This is a genomic window from Halomonas sp. 113 (assembly GCF_904067645.1).
GTDB lineage: Bacteria > Pseudomonadota > Gammaproteobacteria > Pseudomonadales > Halomonadaceae > Vreelandella > Vreelandella titanicae.
The window spans coordinates 1,548,923-1,572,136 of the sequence record NZ_LR881453.1; the positions used below are offsets into that span (position 1 = coordinate 1,548,923).

A 23,214-nucleotide genomic window follows, 5' to 3' on the forward strand; every position below is an offset into this window, starting at 1 on the left:
TTTCAGCGATGTTTAGCGGCATTTTCGTCATATGCTGCTCTACACTCACCATTAACATCTCTTAACCAAGTGTTGAGCTTCGTCTCTACTCTTTCCTTTTTAATTGAATATCTTGCTCGATGTTCGCTGTTCTCATGCTCTGCTAGTACCTTTTCAGCTAGTTCGTGAGCAGCGGACTCGAGTGTTTTCCAACCCCCTATAGGAGGAGAGTTTCTAAGCAAATCAATAAAGCTGTATTTCAGGTTCGAGTAATCTTTATAGGCTTGTCCACCTGCTTTTTGAGAATAAGCTTTTTTCTGCAGCTTCTCTTCTGTGGCCAGTGCTTGTCCAAGTTGATGCTCGATATTCTTAAACTCGATTAACGATGACCAAGCATTTTCATGAAAGCCATGTTGCTCAAGGAGATCTGCACACACGATCCACATGAATGCTACGGGAAAGAGGTTGCTAACCTCAGTGCTATGGGTAGTAGGCAGTGAGTGGCAAATGATGTTTTTGCATTTGGTAGCGCTAATATTATCTTTTAAACGATCTAGGGAAATTTGGTACTCATCCAAAAAGCGCTCCTGGCATGCTTCATCCGAGAGCTCTTTTGTCTCAGGGGCACCATTCAACAAGAATAGGTAAGTTTCACTCAGTTGTTGCTTGAATTGCTCTATGCGCTCTCTCAACGGCAACTTGGAAAAAGCGGAAAAGATGTCAGGCACTGCCATCATGCTCCCAGCTAAATGTGAGGCTTCGTTATCCTCTTTAATATAATGCTTATCAGGGAGCGGGTTTTTTGTTTGTGACATGCGGTTATTTTCTCTTCTGTATGAACGGAGAAGGTAATGGATTGTGTTAGCGATTGATGGCTGTGCAATATCAATGAGGCTGTTTGACTCATCACGCTTAAATAACTAATTTAGAACGGCTAGTCGATACTGAATCGCCCCAGGTTTCGTAGACACCTCCAGGCCTTATACTGGACTACCAAGGATGATTATTTTATGGAGTTGGCGTTGAGGGTACTTATTAGGTGCGCTACCCTAATAAATATAAAATTATTAAGGTTCCAACTCCTGCAATTCCCAATGCGTCTAGCGTATCTGTCAAATCATTTTCAACCATTTTCAATACACTGACAGAAAAATAGCGTTCAAATAACTGTGATATTCCATTTGACGTTACACTTAATACGCCGATGATGATCTCGATGTTTTCAATACCGGTTAGCCACAGCAGAGTCGCTAGTAAAGTAATTAAAACAACGCTGGCTCTAAAGGAAAGCCATTTAGCAAAAAGAATAGAGGTATCGACACCGCCTACCAAGCTTCCTGCTGTTGCCTTTTTTTTGGGTAGCAGCCGTCTCCAAAAACCTTGGTTGGAGTCCAATAGTAGCGATAAAACCATGTGCATACACCAGAATAATTGAGCAGAATGGAGAACAGCTTGACATGCAATACTTAACGATCACTTAAGCATTCATTAATTGGCGAGGCTCCGGCACGTTTGGCTAATATCTTCTGCCTGCTGATATACGTCCGTTGCTACGCCAAGCAATCCCAGCACGCTGTGAAATAAGTTATCGTGGGAAGCGGCTTGATCAGAGACTAGGCGTAAGCACTCCGTATCGAGTCTTCGCTGCTTTGAAAATGAGTTGGAAAGCCACCAAACCATAGGCACATGCGTCTGTTCGTCGGGGGCAATGGCGTAGGGAATGCCGTGCAAATAAAGCCCCTTTTCGCCCAGTGATTCACCATGATCAGAGAGATAGATCATCGCAGTTGCGTAGTCTTCCTGACGCTTTAACATCTCAATCACCTGATCCAACACAGTGTCGGTATACAGAATGGCATTGTCGTAGCTGTTGGTAATGTCGTCTCTTGAGCACTTGGCTAAATCAGCGGTGGTGCAAGCGGGAACAAAACGTTCGTAGTCATCAGGGTAGCGTTGGTAATAGCTGGGGCCGTGGTTGCCTAGCTGATGCAGCACAACAACCTGATCAACTGAGGTACCGCTAATTTGCGTGGTCAAGGCTTGAACCAGTGCTTCATCCAAGCATCGCCCATCTTGACACAAAGAAGCATACTTCTCTGGCGAGAGCGCTTCTGTCGTCACTCCGTCGCAGACACCTTTACAGCCTGACTGGTTATCAAGCCAGGTGACCTCTAACCCGGCGTGGGCTAATACGTCCAGCAAGGATTCATATTGCTGAGCATACGATTTAGCGTAATCGGCACGCCCTGGTAATGAAAACATGCAGGGTAATGAGACCGCTGTGCTTGTACCGCATGAGGAAACATCAGAAAAATTGATAACGTCAGGCTGCTGGGCAAGTTTGGGTGTGGTTTGGCGTTCATAACCATTTAACCCCCAATTCGCCGCCCGTACCGTTTCGCCCACCACGATGACGAGCAGTTTGGGTTTGTCACCCGCTTGTGAACTGATACTGGCGTCCTCACCCACCGGGGAACGCACCGTATTCGCGGAAGCGTGTTGGCTCGAAAGGGCCTGCGCCATCGAAACAATATAATTACCTGGGGTCACCAAGTAGCGTAGCTCTTTATTGTTGCGCATGAGTGACGACACTTCTTGGTAAGATAAGAAAATTGCTAACAGCAATATAGCAGTGCTGGCAAGGCAATAAGCTAAGCGACGCAACACTGCCTTCTTCCAGGTTGACGGTGTGATTTTAACGCGCCAAATCATGACGGTAGGCAAGCCAAAAAAGATTGCCAAATGAATCAGTAAACCAGCGGTGAGAAGTTCCTGTGCTTCGTTAGTGTCCGTTTGAAGCACATTGTCTAGCATGGAGGTGTCAAAATAGGTGCCGTAGTAACTGGTAAAGTAACTGACAAAGGCGGCAATCAGAAACAGCAAGGTTAATAAAGGTTTTACCAGCGTTCGAAAAGCAAGGCTCACGAAGATCAAATAGTTAAGGCAGGTCATCACCAAAAACATATTGGCAAAGGTTAGCCACGTCTGGACGGCAAGAGGGTCATAGCCAGCAAAGGCTTGTTGCCAAAAAGGGACATTGTAAAAAACACTGAATATGACAACACCCCATAAGACAAGCTGCTCCGTACTTAATGTGGGGCGATAATGCCAAGCGGTGCCTACAATTTTTGAAGGCAATGACAGCAAAGGGGGCATTGAAAGGCTCTCTATATGAAAAGATTAATGAACGCTGGGGGGTAATAAGAATCTTGAAAGGACAAAGCTTACGGTCCAACAAATCATGACGGTCCAGAGGTCATGGGAGAGAAAGTGCGCCCCGCGGAACTGTTGAGTGATCCCAAACGTAAGGCCAAGCCCTAAGCCCAGTGCAAGCCCTGCCCATCGCCAGTGGGGCCGTATGGCGGCAAAAAAGAAGTAGAGGGCTATCCAGGTATACCCTGCGCTGGCATGCCCGGCGGGAAAGCAGGCGGACGCTGGCATTGAGGAAGGCCGTATGCTGAGCAAGCCAATAAAGTCGCGTGCCCCACCATAGCGAACTAAATCCCAAGGGCATTCCATGTTCACTAGGTGTTTAATCGTTGCGACAAGCAGCGTTGAAAGAAGCGTTGCGGAAAAAAGATATAAAAGCGGCGTGCGATACGCTTTAAGACGAGTTACCACGGTGCTTAGTATCAAAAGGAGGAGTGTGACTAAACCCATCGCTAAGCTTAGCCATTTACCGCCTTTGTGAAGAACATCTTGGGTAATCAAGGTATCTTTCCACACCCAGGCATTACCCTGAAAGCGATATATAAAATCAGTTATCGTAAAATCTATTTTTAAAATACTGAAGACCGACATGGCGATTAGAAATAAAAGCCATGCGGATGCTACGGGTTTGAAAACATTTAGTAGAGCAGCACGCATAGCCATACACCCATCATCATAAAAATGGTCATCATGACGGCGGCAGCCCCCATGTCTTTAGCACGCCCGCTAAGTTCGTTATGTTCTAGTCCAATACGGTCAATAATGCTTTCGATGGCGGAGTTAATGAGTTCCACTATCACTACAAGGGTGAGTGAAGAAAACAGCAACGCTTTTTCTACGGAAGTGACATTAACAAAAAATACAAAAGGGTAGAGGATGAGACAGAGCATCACCTCTTGTCTAAAGGCAGATTCATTTATCCAGCAAGATTTCAAACCTGATGCTGCATTTATAGAAGCGCGGAAGATGCGTTTAACGCCCGTGCCATTAGGTTTTGACGACGTTGAGATAGGCAAAATAGTACACTCGATAACGTAATAGAGGGATCACTATAAAGTGCAAAACTTAACGAACAGTTATGTGCTTTAATTTAGGGCTAGAATACAAATGGTCAGCACTGGGTGGCGGTGTTGCCCATTGTGTTGGTTGGCTTGTTACCGATGCCGATTGAACGGGAGCCGTTGCGTTTTGTCCGTCAAGAGTAGCGCGTATAGCTTCTATAACCGTGCTTATCTCTGGGCGCCAAAGAATGGTGTCATAGGCTTCTCGTGGTACGAAGGCGAGTGATTTTTTCTGTCGTACTAGGGAAATGGTGGCGACATCGAGTGCTGCCGCTAAGTGCATCGGCCCTGAGTCTGGCGTCACGAGTAACCGCGCCCGCACTAGAACAGCGGCAAAGTGACGGATAGGAAGCGGTGCGCATAAGCTGCCATAAAGTGATGACTTCAAACGCTGCTTAATAGGTGCTAGAAGCCTAAACTCTTCGGGCCCAAGAAAAACAACATGACGTATTTTTTGGGCTTCCATAGCATCAATGAGCAGTAGCCAAAATGCCAACGGCCAGCGTTTGTTTTGATGCCCACCTACGAAGATGGCAATAAAATTTGTATCTGATGGATGATCGCTATGAAGGCTGACAAGCTGATGTATTTTCGTCATTGCCTGATTGCGTTCCTGCTCTGTTAGCTGGAGCAATGGCCGGTTACGGCAGTCAACACCGAGCGGACGCGTCAAGTTGACGATGGCATCGTAGGCATGTGATGACTTACCTTCCGCCTCAATGCTGTACCAGCGCTGGTGACCTTTACGTGAACCCATGCTGTACCGTGCCCCTATTAACCGGGTCACGATAAAGCCGCTCGTTGATCCTCCGCTCACTTGTACCGCCAGGTCATAGCGTTGTGCTCGTAAGCGTCGTAATAGTGTCACACACTGCCAAGGACGCAGAATAGCGGCTCTCGACAGTAAATAAAAATGATCAACCGGCCTTTGCTGCAACAGTGGCCATGTTTTATCCGTCGCTAAATAGTCTATGCGAGCGGAAGGGAAACGGTCACGCAAAGCATCGATGATGGGGGTGCTGATTAGCGCATTGCCTAGACGAAAGTTAGGGCGAATAATTAGAATTCTTTCTATGCCCACAAGGCTGTCAATGGTTTCTGGAGCAGGCGCTTTGAGAATAAGACGCATCCCTCCCATTAAATAACGCTTCATTCTTTTTTCTAAAAAACGGGCCATTATTTTTAAATAATCGTTTGTTCTAATAAGTGTTAGTAAGTGCATACGCTGGCGCTCTGTTAAGTTAATAGGAAATGACCTGCCCGCGGTAGCGACAGAACATTAAAAATGACCGCCAGTGAAGGCACTGCTTTGGCTTTGCCTATGGCGAAAGAGGCAGCTTGAGTCTAAATAACTTAAAGAAGAGTTAAACTGCGTAAGAAATTTAAAAAATAGGGTGGTGGGCTTGCTGGTTGGATTTAGATGAGGTTGCTTGTTGAGAAGTAAGTTACTCTATTTAAGAAAAGCTTAAGTTTTGGTAGCCAAGATAGCGGTTTGCCGATTGAGGGAATCAGCATGCGTGCACTACTAATAGAAGATGACCCCCTGCTTGGGGATGGCATCAAGACGGCGCTAGAGCGCGAGGGCTACGCGGTCGATTGGTTCATGCTTGGCCGCGAGGCAATCAGCGCTATCGGCAGCGAGGCCTTCAGCGTGATTATTTTGGATCTTGGGCTGCCCGATATGGACGGTATGCAGGTACTGAATTTACTCCGAGAGCAATCTACTCTGCCGATTCTTATTTTGACGGCCCGTGATGCGATGGAAGACCGGATTGGCGGTTTAGATGCGGGGGCGGATGACTATGTGCTCAAGCCTTTCAATTTGCAGGAGCTACTCGCCCGCTTGCGTGTCGTAATGCGACGTGCTGAGGGGCGTGCCTCGCAAATATTGACGCTGGGGGCGTTGAGTATTGATGAAGCCCGCCATGCGGTGAGTTGGCGGGGTAAAGACGTCAAGTTGGGTCGGCGCGAGTATGCCTTATTGCTAGAGCTCGCTAGGCACCCGGACAGGGTGCTATCTCGGCCTCGTTTAGAAAATTTGCTTTACGGCTGGGGCGAAGAGGTAGAGTCCAATACGGTGGAAGTTCACATTCATCATCTGCGTAAAAAGCTTGAAAAACATCTGATTATTAACGTGCGGGGGATTGGCTACCGACTGGATAGCCAGGCGCAATGAGATCGATACGGCATTATCTGCTTCGCACGCTAGCCATTACCATGGTTGTCGCTGGGGGCGTGGCCGTTACCGCGGCTTACTTAATTACCGATCACGAGCTAGAAGAAATTCTCGATACACAGCTCAGTCTGCATAGCCGGATTGTGGCTGGTCAACTCGATCCAAACGCGACCATTGATGACTATGCTCGCCTGGCTTCACGCATGGGCCTACCAGAACATCCGGCTCAGCTATATCGTGACGGTAAAGCAGTCCCCATGAGCAGCTCTGAATCAGGTCCCAAGCTTTACCACGAGGAAGAGCTTAAATTAGTACTGGGTTTTTGGAATGCCGATGGCTCACCCAGGCTATTAGGGGGCAAATGGAGTGATGCAGGGCCTTTCCCCGCGCCTTTAGAGGAGGGTTTTCGCTGGGAAAGCTACGATGGTCATCGCTGGCGGGTTTTCAGCATGTTCGATGTTGCCAGCGATACCTGGATCAGCATGGGACTACGGGGTTCGTTTCATGATGAAGTGGTGGAGCGCATCACCTGGAACAATTTATTGCCGATGCTCTTGTTGCTGCCACTCCTTCTTTGGCTGATGAGTAGAGTTATCCGGCGGGGTGTTGCACCCATCCAAGCACTTTCCAGCCAGGTACAAGGTCGCTCCGCCCACGACCTGCGTCAAATCAATAATCCGGTTCCTCAAGAGCTTAATGGATTACGCCAATCACTAAACGACTTTATCGCCCGGTTGAAAGCCACGTTAGAGCGTGAGCGGCGATTTACCGCAGATGCAGCCCATGAATTACGCACGCCCTTGGCAGCGCTGAGAATCCACTTAGATAATGCGCAGGCAGGGGGAGAGCAATCATTACAAAAGGCTTATGTCGGGGTTGAGCGGCTTCAACGGGTGGTAGAACAGCTGCTCATTTTGGCTCGTTTGGATCAAGTTGCCACAACCTCACCGGCCACTATTGACCTCTATCCGATTATTGCTGAATTGATAGCCGAGCTGTGGCCACTCGCTGAAGAGCGAGATCAGCACTTGAGGCTAACAGGCTTAACCCGTCTGGAAGTTCGCGCCGACGAAGTCGAGGTGGGAATTCTCTTTCGTAACCTACTGGATAACGCCTTGCGCTATACCCCGGAAGGCGGTCAAGTGGAGGTAGCGTTAGCGCTTTGGGAGGGGTTGCCTCAACTCACGGTGAGTGACACTGGCCCCGGCCTCCCCGAGGCACTGTTGGATAAAGTCACTGAGCGCTTTCGGCGCGCGTCTGGCCAGGGTACCACCGGCAGCGGGTTGGGTTTATCGATTGTCTCGGAGTTGGCTCAGCGCCAGAACGCACACCTTACGCTTAGGAACCGTACGCCCAATGGCCTGGCGGTCAGTGTGGTGTGGGAGCAAAACCAACATCAGGATCGCTGATTAGCTTACAGTGCTTTTCTTTGGAACAAGTGATTGAATCTAAATGCATTTCAACCGTTATATGCACCAGAGAATCGCACTGTTGCTACAAGCGCTGGCTAAAAATATGCCCTGAAGGCTGTTGCCACACAGCTATCTGCCACTCTCCCTCTGAAAAGAAAGGGGAAATCAATCACGAGGTGAGGCCATGCAACATACAGAGCACCATCGATCTAACCGTTCAGGTTGGCTGCGCGCAGCCGTCATGGGCGCGAATGATGGCCTTGTCTCGACTAGCAGCCTGATACTCGGCGTGGCAGCAGCGAGCACCGCGCAAAGCGACATTATGTTGGCCGGTATTGCGGGGCTAGTGGCCGGGGCTATGTCGATGGCCGCCGGTGAATACGTCTCCGTTAGCTCACAGTCTGACACCGAACATGCGGATCTTGCGCTTGAGCGCCAAGCGTTGATAGAACATTTTGATGCTGAACTGGAAGAGCTGGCAGCGATTTATGAAGCGCGTGGGTTAACACCGGCGCTAGCCACGCAAGTCGCTGAACAGCTGATGGCAAGCGATGCGCTAGGCGCTCACGCCAGAGATGAGATTGGCATCACCGAGACAAGCCAAGCGCGCCCACTCCAGGCGGCCTTTTCATCGGCTGTGACCTTCACGGCTGGCGCCATGTGGCCGTTGCTAATCGCCTGGTGGGCGCCGCCGCCATTGCTTATTCTTCTGGTGGCGCTCTTCTCGATACTGTTTTTAGCCTTTCTAGGGGCGGCGGCTGCCCGTGTGGGTGGCGCGCCGATACTCAAAGCCTCGGTGCGCGTAATGTTCTGGGGCGCATTGGCGATGACCTTGACCTTCGGCATAGGCCGCTTGTTCGGTGTCGTGGCATAAATAAGGGATAGTGCAGCCATTGCTCTGTGTCAAACAGGTCTGAAAAGGCCACTCGTGCAAAATTAAGGAGTGGCCATTATCATTGCATTGTCTTAACAACATCTTAATTAAGACTGAACATCATGAGCCTTAGTGTTGGGGGTAGAGGTAGGGCGGCGGCGATAGCCATGCAACATGCTAGCGATCAAATTATCGCCTTGCTTGAGGCTTTCTACCACAGCACCCAATACATGCAGTGGTACTAGAAAAAGAATCGCGTTGGCCATGAGTTCGTGGGTTTCTTCAACCCAGCCAACCCCCCAGAAACGATCCGTTTCTTCCATCATGTAGCCAGTAAGTCCCAGACCGAGGATTAGCCCAAGCAGCACCAGCATCATGATAGCGCCCAGCGGTGTATGGGTAATGCCGGTTTGCTCTATCTTGCTGTCGCGACCGCGCAGCACACATTGAAGTCGGCTCACGGTAGGCCAAAAGCTCCGCCAGCGTGCACTCCAGGGACCGATAAATCCCCAAAGGATGCGTACGACGATTAATGCCACCAAGGCATAACCGACCCATTGGTGTATATCGCCCCCTTCTTCGGTTAGCCATAAGTTGACGGCTACGCCAGCAACCAAAGCCCAATGTACCAACCTGACCAACGGGTCCCAAACACGGATACGGGTATTATCGGCCATGGTAACCTCCTGATCAGTCTTCGACTTCCTGCTTCACGATGCTGGCATCTACTGGGTTGAAATAGATCTCTACCCGGCGCTCCTGCTCGTCCCAGCCGTATATCTCGTAGCAGTTTCCCTCGGTGACCTTAAATTCTTTGATTTTGTAACCCATCTCGCTGATACGTTCTTCCATATCAGCTTGGCTGATCCATTCGTCACTGGGGGCATCAGTACAATGAGTCTCGGCCAGCGCAGCCGTGCTAGCCGTCAGTAACAACGCCGATGTTATAATCTTAGTGATGTGAGTTCGCATAAGTAATACCTCTTTTCGATGATGGGTGGCTGTGCAAGACATATTTGTCGATTGGCACAAGGATCATCCTAAATGAGGTAACTTATGGCAGGCTTAAAAAAAGGTAAGCAGCAAAAAAACTGATTATTGAGCACGTTTTTCTGGCGCCTGTAGTGGTCAAGTAAAACTGGCCACCGGTTTATAGTTAACCCATTTTTTTCCTCTGCCTGATTCAGGCTAACACCCACATTATGCTGATGAGGCCTAAGCTGGCTTTAATACCTGATTAAATAGTTCACGATATGATGCTGGCTCTCCAAGAATGAGCGATAGCCATACGTCGGCACCCATTAAACCTATAAGCTCCAAAAGAACCGCTCCATTGGCGCATTATCACAGTAATTCCCACGCCGACTCAGGCTTTGTTTTATCAGGCATTTTCAGAGCGTCTGACGGAAACTACAGCTCGTAAAATAGCTGCCCTGGTCAGCTGTGGAACATAACGGCTTTGGGTCGCCCTCGGCTTTTATAGACCATTTTTAATACACAACTGGTGAGTTCGCTATCCGGCGATAACGACTTCGCCCAGCCAACCGGTTTTCTAGCTAATATGTCAATGACAACCGTTAGATAGGCCCAGCGATCTCCAGTTTAGATATACGTGACATCGCTATCCCAAACGAGGTTGGGCCCTTAAAAATACCGATAACGGGTGAACCGACCGCTTGCCTAAGACGTAAAAGCCAGTACGGCACTAACACAAAGCCCATCGCGAAGCCGAACAACGAAAGCCGAATAAAACGCGACCACTGTAACCGAGTGATTGGTGGCGGTGGGGGAAGCATTGCCAGGTGTTAAACGAGAATCCAAGGGAATGAAGTACCATGCAGCCTTCACGCCAGCAGCCGTTAGCACAGCAAATACCATACAAGTGAGACGCCATGCATCGTATAGGAACACGGCGGAGGGCACGGCAATGCTAATACCGATGCTGGTACCAGCATTCATGATGGATATTACACGACCGTGCATCGTGCGACTCACCAATGCCGTCATCGCATCGGTAAGTTTTGGCATCATCAAACCGGCGCAGATACCGCAGATAAACCCACCAATACCCATTGATAGTGCGCATACGACTGACTGAGCAGCGCGAGACCTGCAACGCCTAAGCACCCTGATAATGCCGATCAAGTAGGACGTTAGCCAGCTCGGTAATAATTGACAGGACAAATAGGCCAAAAGTGAAGCATCCAAACCCGTAGCTAATCGCGACCAGTGCTGCACCAAGAAGGGAAAATTCGATGTTCGACAAAACCTTCATAAAGCTATTCGTCTTTCGTGTTTTATCTTGAAGGACTTGCAAATATCGCAATTGACACAATGGAATCCGTGTTGAGCAATAAGATATGTTAATCCCCACTTAGCCTACCCAGATCCAAGTCGCGACAGAGCGGGTATACCCATTGGCTAGCTAACCAGCTTTGTAATTTAACGATAGAATTTTTTTAAAAAAATTATTCTGGAATCATATTCGAAATAAATCTAAGCTTATGAGTTATTTTGATATATACTATTTTCATAATCAAAAAATTAAATTACCTATCTTGGTGATCGCGATGCAATGCCCAATCGTTACGCACTTTTTTGATGAGCCCACCAATACCTTTAGCTATGTGGTTCAAGACTCAGACAGCCGTGCCTGTGCGGTCATCGATTCAGTGCTCGACTTTGATTATGCCGCTGGGCAGACGGACGTGCGATCCGCTGACAACATCATCGCCTTTATTCGCGAACACGATCTCGAGGTGGTCTGGATTTTGGAGACCCATGTGCATGCCGACCACCTCTCGGCTGCGCCATACCTGCATGATCAGTTAGGCGGTAAAACCGGCATTGGCGCCAACATAGTGAAGGTGCAGGAGATATTCGGTAAGGCGTTCAATGCGGGCAGCGAGTTTGCCCGGGATGGCAGCCAATTTGATGCGCTGTTCGAAGAAGGGGATACGTTTACCATTGGCCAATTACAGGGCAATGTTCTGCACACTCCTGGGCATACGCCCGCCTGTTTAACCTACGTAGTGGGCGATGCCGCCTTTGTAGGCGATACGCTTTTTATGCCGGATTATGGCACCGCGCGGTGTGACTTTCCCGGCGGCGATGCGCGCACCCTTTATCACTCTATTCAAAAAGTGTTGGCGCTTCCCGAGCAGACGCGGCTGTTCTTATGCCACGACTATAAAGCCCCCGGCCGTGATAACTTTGAGCATGAAAGCAGCGTTGCGGAACAGCGCAGTGAGAATGTCCATGTTCATGAAGGTATCAGCGAAGACGAGTTCGTGAAGATGCGCACTGAGCGCGACGCCACCTTAGGCATGCCGAAGCTCATTATTCCCTCTGTGCAAGTCAATATGCGTGCAGGGGAGCTGCCTCCGGCGGAAGAGAACGGCACCGTCTATCTCAAAGTGCCGATTAATTTTTTCTAACGGTTTGAGTGCGATCTAAGGAGTCACCAGTGGATTGGACAGCAGGCTTACAAGGGCTGGTTGGGGGTGTGTTGATCGGGCTTTCCGCTACCTGGCTGATGGCAACGCTAGGGCGTATTGCGGGTATCAGTGGCATCGTGGGCAATTTGATAACACAACGCCCCAAGGGCGATAGCGCTTGGCGAGTGGCTTTTCTGTTAGGGCTGATTAGCGGCCCGCTTTTGCTTATGGCTTTTGGTGGTGGTTTGGGCAACGTTGCCGGTAGCCCTGGCGAGGTGATCGGCGCATCAGTAGGAGGTGTAGGGTTAATGCTAGTGGCTGGGCTGTTAGTGGGCGTAGGCACGGGGCTGGGCAGTGGCTGTACCAGCGGCCATGGCGTATGCGGACTGGCGCGCTTGGCGCCACGCTCCATGGCGGCCACCGGTATGTTTTTAGTGACGGGGCTAGTGACCGTTTATATCTCGCGCCACTTGCTAGGTTTAGGTGGCGTTCAATGAATAGTTCAATGAGTCAGTCAAACAAGAGCAGTTGGATAAAAACGGCGGCAGGCTATGCGGCGGGGCTACTTTTCGGTATTGGTTTGGCTGTTTCAGGCATGACGGACCCCGCGCGAGTAGTGGGATTTCTAGACGTAGCGGGTGCCTGGGATCCAACGCTGATGTTCGTATTGGGCGGGGCCGTCGTTACCACCTTTATCGGCTATCGGCTGGTATTCAAGCGTACTGCTCCACTGCTGGGTGGCGTCTTTCAGTTACCGACCAAACGAGAGTTAGATGCGAAGTTGTTAGGGGGCGCGGCCCTGTTTGGCATTGGCTGGGGACTTTCCGGCTACTGCCCAGGGCCAGCGATTGCCTCCATCGGCGGTCTTTCCTTACCGCTATTGGCCATGCTGGTGACCATGGTGTTGGGGTGGTTTGCCGCTAAGCGTCTCGCCTAGCCATTCGTCCTTATTCGGCGATTGCCATGCCCACGCCCTTGCCTTCACCGCAAGGGTGTTTTTATTTGTCTAAACACTGGGTTAACGCCCGTCAGGCGGTGCGAGCGGTGACCAGTGATTTGGTCATTCTTGATCGCGGATTACCCGATGCACTCGCCCCGGTCGCTACGTATGGCCTCCCTAAAGAGACTCGTCCGCTAATTGAAACCTCAAATACGCTTCTTGAGTGTGTACAGCAAGCCATTATCCGCGAGCAGCGCTTTACAAACCATGCCTCCGCTGACTGTAATCAAAACCCACCTGCAAATGGCTCGCAGGGTCGAAAGTCAGGCTGCAATAACATCGCTCAACTATGCTCAAGAGTGCGTTGTGCGGTTGAGCTAAACCCTTGACCAGTTACTCACTCTGGCTCGTCTAGAGGTGCGTGTGCGTTTTGATTATGGCCAAGCTAGTCGCGTCGCAGATGTGGCCGAACATGCCCCGGCAAATAGCTTGTACGACAAACAAGTCCGCTTTATAGAGCCATCCCACTGGCCTGATGTTGCTCTTGCGATGCCCACGTTAACGTTGATGCGCAGTGGGAGTCAGGGGAGCGTCGTCTCACTTTTAGCGTTAGCGACCAAGGCTCAGGTGTTGATAGCGCAAATTAACGCATCGATTCTGGCGCGCCAGTAAACAGCAGCGCAGTGGACTGGGGCTAGCCATTGTGGCCGCTAACGCAGCTTGCGGTGTTGGGATCGCTATGTTCATTATATTTTCTAGCCTTATTGGGGGCCGTTGCCGCGCGGGCAGGTGGGACGCCAACGCTCAAGGCTGCTTTGCGAGTCATGTTTTGGGGTGCACTTGCTATGGCCATCACATCCGGCATAGGGCGGGTATTTGGTGTGGTGGCTTAACTACGTGAATTGTTGGGATTGATATCAATAATGGGAGAAAGCACTACGCCCATTCACCAGCAACCATAAGGTGTCATCAATTCAGATGTCGGTTACCGGTTGATAAACGGTATTTATCGTGTCGTTGCAACACTACGAACGCGTAGTGTTCAAAAGTAGTTTAACGATAGGCGTCTCGCTTGCGGACGTGCAATGAGGTATTCGACTACCTTTCAGTCACCAAATGCTTATTACACGGGATAATTGGCGGATCAATGATAAGGCCTAGCTGTTATACCAAAAAAGTGTAATCGGCCCAGTGCTGCATCATAGCTCGGCGCTTTTCAAAAAGGTCTCCTCGACGATAGGCGGCCTCAACTTTATTCTCAATTGCATGAGCCAGTGCCATTTCAGCTACATCCCTTGGATAGCTCGTTACCTCGCCTGTCCAATCCCTAAAGCTTGAGCGGAATCCGTGGGGCACATAATTGCCTTTTTCACCACTAGGCCCGTAACCTAGCCCACGCATAAATTGCAGAAGCGACATATTGGATAATGGTCGACCCGCTTTCATTCCCGGGAAAATAAAGCTATTGCCTTTCACGCGAGAGAGGCTCAGTAAAAGATCAATTGCCTGCTTAGATAGTGGCACTCTGTGTTCTCGATTAGCTTTCATGCGCTCTGCTGGTATTTGCCACGTAGCTTTTCCAATGTCGATCTCTTTCCACTCAGCGTTGAGCACCTCTGAGGTACGTGTGGCTGTCAGTATCAAAAATAGTAGTGCTTTTGATGACATGCTTTTGTAGAGCTGAACTGAGCCCATAAATGTCGCTACCTGATCATAAGGCATAGCAGGATGGTGATTCACCTTTTGAACCCTTGACGGCTTAGCTAAGAGTTTATCGAGATGGCCACGCCAGCGGGCAGGGTTGACCTGGTCGCGATACTCATGGGCTGCTGCGAAGTCTAATATGTTTTCAATTCGACCTTGAACACGCTTAGCTGTTTCATTCTTGACTGTCCAGATAGGCGTGAGGATCTTCAATATATCCTGAGTGGTGACCTCTTCTACGGGTAGGTTACCTATTACCGGGCGCACGTATGTTTTAAGAGTGCTTACCCACTGACGTGCATGCTTGGCATTTCGCCAGCTGCGACGGTGGGATTGAATATAGCGTGCTGCGCAGTGGGTAACCGTTACAGTCACGGACTTTTTTTCATTTTTCTGCTCACGAACAGCCAGTGGGTCGATGCCTTGTTTGACGAGCTTTCGATTTTCTGCGGCTGATTCGCGTGCGTCTGATAGTGTTTTGTCAGCATAACTACCAAGACCCATGTCACGTAACCTGCCATTCCATCGAAAACGGTAAATCCAGCTTGCGCCGCCACCTTTGCCAATTTTGAGGTACAACCCATCCCCATCATTGGTCATGCCAGGGTTTGACTCCCTGACCAGCTTTTGAACGCCTTTTGTCGTGAGTTTGCCCATAGCCGCTATCCCCGAAGTATGTTTTTAGCGTACCACATTTTAGCCCATACACCAGCCCATACTTCTAATATGTTTTACGTTGTATGTGAGTGGGTGTGGTTGGACTGTATCGACTATTATTTTATTATAAATCAGTGGCTTGTTGTATCATTGTGGATGCTGTTGTACATGTAGTATGCGGACTCCCCCTCCGCCACAGAATTTTAAAGGCCGTCAAGCTCTTAGCTCGACGGCCTTTTTTGTTTTTGGCTCTCAGGGGTTGTCTTGGGAAAAATAAAGAAAGCTGTTTAAAAAGTCAGCACTCCGCCGAAGCCAATACCCAGCACGGCAACGATAACCACAACGATAACGACGATAGTGGTAGTAGACATATTCTCTTCCTTTGAGTAGTGAGCGTTGCTATAGCGTAGTCGCGAAAGCGTTATTTCGCACGTAGGCGACAACGACTGCACTGCGGTTTCCTCACGACGGAATGAGGGAACCAGCATGCGTCAGCGGGAGTAGGGCAGGTAGGGGGCTGCTGGGCTTGGCGCCGTGCTTACCTGACTTGCTGTTGTTCTTTTAGGCAGTTAAGCAGCAACTGACGGATTTCTTCATGTTCCTCCGAATCGCTGCGCCATATGCAGTGCGACTGATGTCGTGTCGTTGAATCGGTCAGAGGGAGAAAGCTCACATTGGAAAAACCGGCTTTGGCAAGTGATTTGGGAACTAAAGCAACCCCCATCGCATTAGCTACTAGAGCAAGAATGGTCAACCAGTGGGAGACTTCGTGGCAGATATGGGGTTTAACATCTGCGTGGTGAAACAGGCCGATGATCCTGTCGTAATAGTGAGGGGCAAGGTCGCGACCAAACAGGATGATAGGCTCATTGGCTAATTCCTTGACTGCCAACTCGCGTCGGCCTGCCAGATGGTGATGCGCTGGCAAGCAGCACAGGAAGGGTTCGTCCGACAGGATGACCGACTCGATTCCCTCGGGTAACGGCATCGAATGGATGAAGCCGATATCGAGCTGCTCCTGCATCACTGCTTCTACTTGATCTGCCGAGTTGCGTTCGATCAATTGTATTTCGATGCCGGGATAGCGGGATTGCAGGCGTTTGAGCAGTTCCGGAAGGCCGCGAAAGAGCATGGCGGGCGTAAACCCAACACGCACCAGGCCGGTGGCGCTTGAGGCAATGCGCTGCACCAGCGTTTGCGAGTCTTCTAGCTGCTCGAGAATCCGGCGTGCCTGGCGCTGGAAGGCTTCTCCGGCGGGCGTGAGGGTAACGCGTTTGCTATTGCGCAGCAGCAGCTTGACCTTTAGCTCCTCTTCCAGTTGACGCAGGCTGGCACTTAGTGGTGGTTGAGAAATATGCAGGCGCTGCGCTGCTTTGCCGAAATGTAGTTCCTCCGAGAGCACCAGAAAGTAACGCAGCTGTCGAAATGTCAGCGCCATTGGCTTCGTTCCTTATCGTTTCTTGTTCTTCAATCATACATAAAACTGAATCAATGGATCCTAAAACAGTATTGGAGACGGTCTCCGTACCCGCCTAATGTGACGATAAAACATATAATAAGTCCAAGAGGTACGCCGTTGTGAATGAAATGATACACCGCAATATCCCCGATTCCTGGGGGCAGAACAGTTACCATAACGATCCCACCCTTTCCCAGCTTTTGGATATCTATTTGCCGACGGCGCTACGTCAGCACTTGGAACACCACTTCAACGAGATGGGAGCCCTTGCTGGCGGTGAGCTGGAAGCGCTGGCCATCGAGGCTGACAAGCATCCGCCTGAACTTGCCCTGCGCAGCCGAAATGGCACCGAGCGTCAGCAGATCCTCAAACATCCAGCCTATCAACGCCTGGAAGCGTATGCCTATGGGCAGTTCGGGCTGGCGGCCATGTCGCACCGCGGTGGAGTGCTTGACTGGTCGGAACCCATGCCGCCGGTAGTGAAGTACGCGCTGACGTACCTGTTCGTGCAGGCAGAGTTTGGCCTTTGCTGCCCGCTTAGCATGACCGATGCACTGACTCGCACGTTGCGCAAGTTTGGCGACGAAGCGTTGGTGAACCGCTACCTGGAAGCGTTGACCTCACAGGATATGGATCTGGCCTATCAGGGAGCCATGTTCATGACCGAGCAGGATGCAGGCTCTGATGTTGGAGCGATTACCACGGAAGCGAGGCAGGAAGAGGGCAAGTGGCGCCTTTATGGCGACAAATGGTTTTGCTCTAACCCTGATGCCGCGCTGGCGATGGTATTGGCGCGCCCCGAGCAGGGGGAGCGGGGCACTCGCGGTCTCACGTTGTTCCTGCTGCCCCGGTATCTGGAAAATGGTGATCTTAACCATTACCGCATCGTACGCCTGAAAGACAAGCTGGGTACTCGCTCCATGGCGAGCGGTGAGATCCTGCTCGAAGGCGCCGAAGCTTATGTGGTGGGAGAGCCGGGGCAGGGCTTCAAGCAGATGACGGACATGATCAACATGTCTCGTCTCTCGAACGGGGTGCGGTCGGCGGGGCTAATGCGTCGCTCACTCAACGAGGCGCTTTTCATTGCCCGCCATCGGCAGGCGTTCGGTAGCCAGCTCATCGAGCTGCCGCTTATGCAGCGTCAGCTCAGCAAGATGATGCTCACTGCCGAGCAGGGGCGCACGATGGTCTTCCACGCGGCAGAGTGCCTGCGGCGTGCCGATGCGGGGGATACCCAGTCAGCCAAGCTCTTGCGCATCCTGACACCCATGATCAAGTTCCGCACCACGCGGGATGCACGCAAGGTGGCTGGGGATGGCATGGAAGTACGTGGTGGATGTGGCTACATCGAGGAGTGGTCGGATGCCCGCGTGCTGCGTGATGCCCACCTTGGCTCAATATGGGAAGGCACCAGCAATATCGTTGCCCTGGATGTTTTTCGGGCGATTCGGCGTGAACAGACCTTGCCGGTACTGGCTGACTACTTGCACCAACAGTTGCAGGCGTCCGCCATTGAGAATCACGAGCGCCACCTGTTGCAGGTGCTCCTCGACAAGGCAGTAGAGAGCGCGAATGCACTGGCAGAGGATCCTGCCTGCGAGCACGACGCGCGGCGGATCGCCAGCAGTCTCTACCACATTACCTCCGCCATTCTTATGGCCTGGGAGGCGTCCCGGATCACGGGAGACAGGCGGCGATTGGCACTCGCCTGGCTGGTGGTACGCCACAAGCTACTCCCTCCCGATCCGCTATCGGTCAGTCGAGCGTCGCCGGAAGCGCTGGCGATGCTGCTCAGCGAAACGCCGATGACCGACGAACAGGTCTCTGCGGTGGTAAATACTCAAGCACTGGCGCGTTCCCACGGGCTGGAGGTGGGTCATGGTTAAACCCAATGGCGCACTGAGCGGAATCAGGGTGATTGATCTTAGCCGTGTGCTGGGAGGCCCGTACTGTACCCAGGTGCTGGGTGACTACGGTGCGGATGTGATCAAGATCGAGCCTCCCGGGGGGGATGAAACCCGCGGCTGGGGGCCTCCTTTCGAAGGTGATGCAGCTTCCTATTTCCACGGCTTGAACCGCAGCAAGCGCGGGATGGCGCTGGATCTTCGCCATCCTGACGGCAAGGCTCTGCTACTACAACTGCTGGAGGGCGCCGATGTGCTGGTGGAAAACTTCAAGCCGGGAACCCTGGAAAAGTGGGGACTGAGCTATGACATTCTCAGCGCGCGCTTTCCTCGTCTGATCCAATGCCGAATCAGTGGGTTTGGTGCTGATGGTCCGATGGGCGGTTTGCCTGGCTATGACGCCATCATCCAGGCAATGGCGGGACTGATGAGTGTCAACGGTGAGAAACAGGGGGAGCCACTGCGAGTGGGGCTACCCATTGTCGATATCGTGACCGGCCTGAATGCCGTCATCGGTATCACCTTGGCTCTCCATGAGCGTACGCGCAGCGGGCTTGGGCAGTTTGTCGAAACAGCACTGTTCGACTCCGGGCTCTCCTTGATGCATCCCCACTTTCCCAACGTATTCTACGGTGGGCCGCCGCCGCGCCGCACGGGAAATGAACATCCCAATATTGCCCCTTATGAGGTCTACCGGACGGCGACACAGCCGATTTTTCTGGCGGTTGGCAATAATGTGCAGTTCGCGCGCTTATGCGAGTTGCTCGAATGCCACGACGTTAGCCAGGATGAACGCTTTGCAACCAATGGTGCCCGCCTGGGTAACCGCGATGCACTGCGTAATGTGCTGGAGAGTGCCATGGCCAGGTGGGAAGGGGATAAGCTCGCCGACCGGTTGATGCGCATCGGCGTTCCCTGCGGGCCCGTACTCGATACCACGCAAGCGCTGGCGCATCCGCATACCCAGCACCGCGATATGATCGTCAATATCGGCCATTACAAGGGCACAGGCTCGCCGATCAAGCTAGCCCGTACGCCCTCACGCTATGAAACGCCACCGCCACGCTTTGCCGAACATACCGACGCAATCCTTCATGAAGCAGGATTGACCGTGCAACAAATAGAACACCTTAGAGCGAAAGGCGTGCTGCCGGATGTGCCGGTGGCATGAAGCCTTTTGCACAACACGATGTACTCCATTGCCCAATCCTAAGGGCTGAAAAATAAGCACAATTAACGTTACGCCAATAACAACACAACATGAGAGCAAAACCATGAAACGCACGCACCTGACCACTGGCCTTATCTCCACCGTTTTTGCCGTTCTAGCCAATACGGCCTCGGCCGCAGAGCTTCCCAGCACCATGACATGGACCGCCTATGATGTGGGCTCGCAAGGACACTCGGAGGCCTCCGCCATCGCCGATGCCTTTGGCAAGGGCTACAACACCCGCATACGTATCCAGCCTGCGGGATCGGCTATTGGGCGATTGCAGCCCCTGGTGAGCGGCCGAGCTGACTATGCCTTTCTGGCCACGGAGTCCTTCTTTGCAACGGAAGGAAGTTACGACTTCAGTGAGCGTCGCTGGGGGCCACAAGACCTCAGAGCCGTTGCAGGAAGACCGTCTACTTTCGGTGTGCCATCGGCCGCCGACGCCAATATCCACACGCTCGATGACTTGCGGGGGCAACGGGTTGCCTACGTGGCAGGCAACCCTTCGGTCAATGTGAAATGTGATGCGATCTTGGCCTTTGCAGGGCTGGGGCGCGACGATGTGGAGGCGGTGATGTTCCCGACTCACGGCGCCGCCATGAGTTCGCTGGCCGAGGATCGGGCCGATGCCACCTGCACGACCACCACCGCCAGCCAGCTTTATGAGCTGGAAGAGTCTTCTCGTGGTATTCGCTGGGTAGATATTCCTGCCGATGACGAAGAGGGCTGGGCGCGCATGAACCAGGTGGCCCCTGTCTTCCAGTCATTCCGTGAAACCATTGGCGCTGGGCTAAACGAAGAATCTCCCGCCAACATGCTTGCTTACCGTTACCCGATCATCGTAGCCATGGCTGATCGTGACGAAGAAGAGGTCTACCAGTTCATCAAGAGCCTGGATGAGAGTTATGACCTTTATCGTGACGCGACCGCTGCCATTCACCGCTGGGCAATCGAGGACTCCGGCGTGCCACCTATCGATATACCTTTCCACCCTGGGGCTATCCGCTATATGGAAGAGAAAGGGCTATGGAGCGAGGAGATGCAGACATGGAACGATAACCGCCTCGCCCGCCTGGAAGCACTGAAACAAGCTTGGGATAGCCTGCTGAACGCGGAGCCAGACCTCGAAGGGGATGCGCTTGCCGAACGTTGGGAGGCTCGCCGGCAAGAAGTGATTGGCGCGCTTTGACCACGGGTGGATATGTCACTGGGAGCGACATCATGAGCAATTCAAGTCAAGAGCGATTGGAAGGTTCGGCAAGGTGGATAGTGATGGGGCTGGGAGCCGTCGGTCTGTTGATGACGATCAACCAAACCTTTGCCCTCAAGCTGTTGGGGTTCTATCCGATCGGTAATGCCTTTATCTACTATCTGATAGGGCTGTTCCTATCGGTGGCACTACTGATCTTTCCGGCTCGTAAGGCTGATAACGAACGCCTGCCCTGGTATGACTGGGTGCTGGCGGGGGCTGCTCTTGGTGGCGCCATCTACCTTGGCCTTAATGGCCTGCGCATGACCCAGCAAGGGTGGGAGTATTTCGCCCCGCTCGAAGCAACGCTGGTGGCAACAATGATGCTGCTACTGGTGCTGGAGGGCGTTCGCCGCTGTGGTGGCTGGGCGATTTTTGCCGTGGCACTGCTATTTGGGCTCTATCCGCTCTATGCAGGCCACATGCCTGGTTTCCTGTGGAGTAATGGTTTTGGATGGGGGGAAACCATCCGAGCCCATGTCATGGGGGCGGAAAGCATTGTGGGCGTGCCGATGCAGGTCGTCGCCAACTTGATTATCGGCTTTGTCGTGTTCGGGATAGCGCTGACCATCACCGGTGGCGGTGAGTTCTTCATGAATTTCGCCACTGCATTGATGGGCCGAAGCCGCGGCGGGCCCGCCAAGGTGGCCGTCGTTTCCAGTGCCTTCATGGGCAGCTTATCCGGTAGTGCGGTATCCAATATTCTGACCACAGGGACGATTACCATTCCTGCCATGAAGCGCAGTGGCTATTCACGCGAATATGCCGCTGCCGTAGAGGCGTGCGCCTCCACGGGCGGAACCTTGATGCCGCCCGTTATGGGGGCCGTTGCCTTCATCATGGCTTCCTTCCTAGGCGTCAGTTACGGTGAGGTAATGCTGGCGGCGTTGCTGCCTGCGGTGCTCTTCTACCTGGCCCTGCTGCTTCAGGTAGATAACTATGCTGCCCGCAAAGGCCTCATGGGCATGCCCGCCAAGGATATTCCCAGGGTGCGTGACACGCTGCTCTCTGGATGGCCGTACCTACTCAGTTTGGGCGTGCTGATCTACATGCTGCTTGTCATGCGTCTGGAAAGTCAGGCGCCTTATTATGCCACCCTGATATTGCTGGCGATTGCACTGGTGCGCCGTCAGCAGCGGCTGCGTATCAGCCAACTGCTGGATTTTTTCTATCAGTTGGCACACGGGGTGGGGAGTCTGGTCGCCGTTTTGGCCGGTATCGGTTTGGTGGTCGGTGGGCTTTCCTATACGGGGGTTGCAGGGGCTTTCTCTCGCGAACTGCTGTTGTATGCAGGTGACAGCATTCCCCTGATGCTGGCGGCGGGGGCGATTACCAGCTTTATCCTCGGGATGGGAATGACGGTCAGCGCATGCTACATCTTCCTGTCGATTCTGCTTGCGCCAGCGCTAGTGGGTGCTGGCCTCAATCCTCTTGCCAGCCACCTGTTCATTCTTTACTGGGGAATGCTCTCCTATATCACTCCACCCGTGGCGCTAGCCGCCATTACTGCTGCCGGTGTTGCCGGCGCCAACAGCACCCGAACGAGCCTGTATGCCGTGCGGTTGGGAGCCGTGCTGTTCGTACTGCCGTTCCTGTTTGTGCTCAACCCATCGCTGATTTTGCAGGGCCCCCTGTTGAGCGTGATGGCCTCCGCTTTTACAGCCATGACCGCGATCTGGTTGGTGGCAGCGGCGATGGAAGGATACCTTTATCGAATAGGTTCGGTGGGAGTGCGCATGCGTTGTGCGCTGCTGCTGCCTGCCGCACTGATGATCTACCCCGAATGGATCAGTGACCTGCTGGGCTTTCTAGCGCTTGCATTGTGCTATCTGATGGCGGTGCTGCACACCACGAAACGCGCAGATATTACGAAGTGCTCTACCTAGGTGAAGCTGCTTTATACACCCACGGCGTTCGGCAGCAGAGCCTGTCGAGCGCC

Annotated in this window: 24 protein-coding genes and 1 pseudogene; 12 read left to right on the plus strand and 13 right to left on the minus strand. The window is 52.2% G+C overall.

Going from position 1 to position 23,214, the window contains the following annotated elements:
- Positions 1 to 2 precede the first annotated feature (2 nt).
- The 6 genes from YERSI8AC_RS07455 to YERSI8AC_RS07480 all read right to left on the minus strand — a co-directional run bounded on the left by YERSI8AC_RS07455 (position 3) and on the right by YERSI8AC_RS07480 (position 5,472).
- Complete coding sequence (locus YERSI8AC_RS07455; RefSeq protein WP_009288069.1) at positions 3 to 794, minus strand: hypothetical protein; 792 nt, start codon at positions 792 to 794, stop codon at positions 3 to 5.
- A 229-nt stretch (positions 795 to 1,023) separates the two neighbouring features.
- Positions 1,024 to 1,392, minus strand: coding sequence for a hypothetical protein (locus YERSI8AC_RS07460; protein WP_027959652.1), 369 nt, complete (start codon positions 1,390 to 1,392; stop codon positions 1,024 to 1,026).
- A 75-nt stretch (positions 1,393 to 1,467) separates the two neighbouring features.
- Entirely contained in the window at positions 1,468 to 3,135 is a 1,668-nt protein-coding gene (locus YERSI8AC_RS07465; RefSeq protein WP_009288070.1) for a phosphoethanolamine transferase, read from the minus strand.
- 24 nt (positions 3,136 to 3,159) lie between these two features.
- Entirely contained in the window at positions 3,160 to 3,846 is a 687-nt protein-coding gene (locus YERSI8AC_RS07470) for a phosphatase PAP2 family protein (RefSeq protein ID WP_035538510.1), read from the minus strand.
- Entirely contained in the window at positions 3,828 to 4,205 is a 378-nt protein-coding gene (locus tag YERSI8AC_RS07475) for a diacylglycerol kinase (protein ID WP_231500697.1), read from the minus strand. The genes YERSI8AC_RS07470 and YERSI8AC_RS07475 overlap by 19 nt, the downstream gene beginning before the upstream one ends.
- A gap of 49 nt (positions 4,206 to 4,254) precedes the next feature.
- Positions 4,255 to 5,472, minus strand: coding sequence for a glycosyltransferase family 9 protein (locus tag YERSI8AC_RS07480; RefSeq protein ID WP_009288071.1), 1,218 nt, complete (start codon positions 5,470 to 5,472; stop codon positions 4,255 to 4,257).
- Between the two features lie 291 nt (positions 5,473 to 5,763).
- On the opposite strand from YERSI8AC_RS07480, the gene YERSI8AC_RS07485 reads away from it, so the two are divergent.
- The 3 genes from YERSI8AC_RS07485 to YERSI8AC_RS07495 all read left to right on the plus strand — a co-directional run bounded on the left by YERSI8AC_RS07485 (position 5,764) and on the right by YERSI8AC_RS07495 (position 8,712).
- Positions 5,764 to 6,426: a response regulator gene (locus YERSI8AC_RS07485; protein WP_027959647.1), complete on the plus strand. Its 663-nt coding sequence runs from the start codon at positions 5,764 to 5,766 to the stop codon at positions 6,424 to 6,426.
- Positions 6,423 to 7,835, plus strand: a complete 1,413-nt coding sequence (locus YERSI8AC_RS07490) for an ATP-binding protein (protein ID WP_027959646.1) — start codon at positions 6,423 to 6,425, stop codon at positions 7,833 to 7,835. The genes YERSI8AC_RS07485 and YERSI8AC_RS07490 overlap by 4 nt, the downstream gene beginning before the upstream one ends.
- A 187-nt stretch (positions 7,836 to 8,022) precedes the next feature.
- Positions 8,023 to 8,712, plus strand: coding sequence for a VIT1/CCC1 transporter family protein (locus tag YERSI8AC_RS07495; RefSeq protein ID WP_009288074.1), 690 nt, complete (start codon positions 8,023 to 8,025; stop codon positions 8,710 to 8,712).
- A gap of 107 nt (positions 8,713 to 8,819) precedes the next feature.
- Here the strand turns inward: YERSI8AC_RS07495 and YERSI8AC_RS07500 are convergent, their stop codons facing one another.
- From YERSI8AC_RS07500 to YERSI8AC_RS07515, 4 genes and pseudogenes are all read right to left on the minus strand, one after another.
- Positions 8,820 to 9,389 (minus strand): cytochrome b/b6 domain-containing protein, encoded by a 570-nt coding sequence (locus YERSI8AC_RS07500; RefSeq protein WP_009288075.1) that lies wholly within the window; start codon positions 9,387 to 9,389, stop codon positions 8,820 to 8,822.
- Positions 9,390 to 9,402: 13 nt separating this feature from the next.
- Positions 9,403 to 9,684, minus strand: coding sequence for a PepSY domain-containing protein (locus tag YERSI8AC_RS07505; RefSeq protein ID WP_022523388.1), 282 nt, complete (start codon positions 9,682 to 9,684; stop codon positions 9,403 to 9,405).
- A 156-nt stretch (positions 9,685 to 9,840) separates the two neighbouring features.
- Positions 9,841 to 10,353 (minus strand): annotated as a pseudogene (locus YERSI8AC_RS07510) (DDE-type integrase/transposase/recombinase); the annotation flags it as partial.
- A 39-nt stretch (positions 10,354 to 10,392) separates the two neighbouring features.
- Entirely contained in the window at positions 10,393 to 10,740 is a 348-nt protein-coding gene (locus YERSI8AC_RS07515) for a hypothetical protein (RefSeq protein ID WP_235976184.1), read from the minus strand.
- A 542-nt stretch (positions 10,741 to 11,282) separates the two neighbouring features.
- Here YERSI8AC_RS07515 and YERSI8AC_RS07520 point away from each other — a divergent pair.
- From YERSI8AC_RS07520 to YERSI8AC_RS07540, 5 genes are all read left to right on the plus strand, one after another.
- Positions 11,283 to 12,149 carry an MBL fold metallo-hydrolase gene (locus YERSI8AC_RS07520; RefSeq protein WP_027959644.1) on the plus strand — a complete coding sequence of 289 codons (867 nt, stop codon included), beginning with the start codon at positions 11,283 to 11,285 and terminating at the stop codon, positions 12,147 to 12,149.
- A gap of 29 nt (positions 12,150 to 12,178) precedes the next feature.
- Entirely contained in the window at positions 12,179 to 12,646 is a 468-nt protein-coding gene (locus YERSI8AC_RS07525; protein ID WP_022523392.1) for a YeeE/YedE family protein, read from the plus strand.
- A gap of 8 nt (positions 12,647 to 12,654) precedes the next feature.
- A complete protein-coding gene (locus YERSI8AC_RS07530) occupies positions 12,655 to 13,086 on the plus strand; it encodes a DUF6691 family protein (RefSeq protein ID WP_035538505.1) in 432 nt (143 codons plus the stop codon).
- A gap of 65 nt (positions 13,087 to 13,151) precedes the next feature.
- Positions 13,152 to 13,478: a hypothetical protein gene (locus YERSI8AC_RS07535; protein WP_231500696.1), complete on the plus strand. Its 327-nt coding sequence runs from the start codon at positions 13,152 to 13,154 to the stop codon at positions 13,476 to 13,478.
- Between the two features lie 336 nt (positions 13,479 to 13,814).
- A complete protein-coding gene (locus tag YERSI8AC_RS07540) occupies positions 13,815 to 13,982 on the plus strand; it encodes a VIT1/CCC1 transporter family protein (RefSeq protein ID WP_370657681.1) in 168 nt (55 codons plus the stop codon).
- Positions 13,983 to 14,253: 271 nt separating this feature from the next.
- Here the strand turns inward: YERSI8AC_RS07540 and YERSI8AC_RS07545 are convergent, their stop codons facing one another.
- From YERSI8AC_RS07545 to YERSI8AC_RS07555, 3 genes are all read right to left on the minus strand, one after another.
- On the minus strand, positions 14,254 to 15,450 hold the full coding sequence (locus YERSI8AC_RS07545; protein ID WP_009288078.1) for a tyrosine-type recombinase/integrase: 1,197 nt from the start codon (positions 15,448 to 15,450) through the stop codon (positions 14,254 to 14,256).
- 287 nt (positions 15,451 to 15,737) lie between these two features.
- Positions 15,738 to 15,902 (minus strand): hypothetical protein, encoded by a 165-nt coding sequence (locus YERSI8AC_RS07550; RefSeq protein ID WP_159176446.1) that lies wholly within the window; start codon positions 15,900 to 15,902, stop codon positions 15,738 to 15,740.
- Between the two features lie 86 nt (positions 15,903 to 15,988).
- On the minus strand, positions 15,989 to 16,888 hold the full coding sequence (locus YERSI8AC_RS07555) for a LysR family transcriptional regulator (RefSeq protein WP_022520395.1): 900 nt from the start codon (positions 16,886 to 16,888) through the stop codon (positions 15,989 to 15,991).
- A gap of 149 nt (positions 16,889 to 17,037) precedes the next feature.
- Between YERSI8AC_RS07555 and YERSI8AC_RS07560 the strand changes: the two genes are divergently transcribed.
- The 4 genes from YERSI8AC_RS07560 to YERSI8AC_RS07575 all read left to right on the plus strand — a co-directional run bounded on the left by YERSI8AC_RS07560 (position 17,038) and on the right by YERSI8AC_RS07575 (position 23,161).
- A complete protein-coding gene (locus YERSI8AC_RS07560; RefSeq protein ID WP_159177915.1) occupies positions 17,038 to 18,795 on the plus strand; it encodes an acyl-CoA dehydrogenase family protein in 1,758 nt (585 codons plus the stop codon).
- Positions 18,788 to 19,984 (plus strand): CaiB/BaiF CoA transferase family protein, encoded by a 1,197-nt coding sequence (locus YERSI8AC_RS07565; RefSeq protein ID WP_022520393.1) that lies wholly within the window; start codon positions 18,788 to 18,790, stop codon positions 19,982 to 19,984. The genes YERSI8AC_RS07560 and YERSI8AC_RS07565 overlap by 8 nt, the downstream gene beginning before the upstream one ends.
- 103 nt (positions 19,985 to 20,087) lie before the next feature.
- Positions 20,088 to 21,215 (plus strand): TAXI family TRAP transporter solute-binding subunit, encoded by a 1,128-nt coding sequence (locus YERSI8AC_RS07570; RefSeq protein ID WP_159176447.1) that lies wholly within the window; start codon positions 20,088 to 20,090, stop codon positions 21,213 to 21,215.
- Positions 21,216 to 21,247: 32 nt separating this feature from the next.
- Positions 21,248 to 23,161, plus strand: a complete 1,914-nt coding sequence (locus YERSI8AC_RS07575) for a TRAP transporter permease (RefSeq protein ID WP_159176448.1) — start codon at positions 21,248 to 21,250, stop codon at positions 23,159 to 23,161.
- Positions 23,162 to 23,214 lie beyond the last annotated feature (53 nt).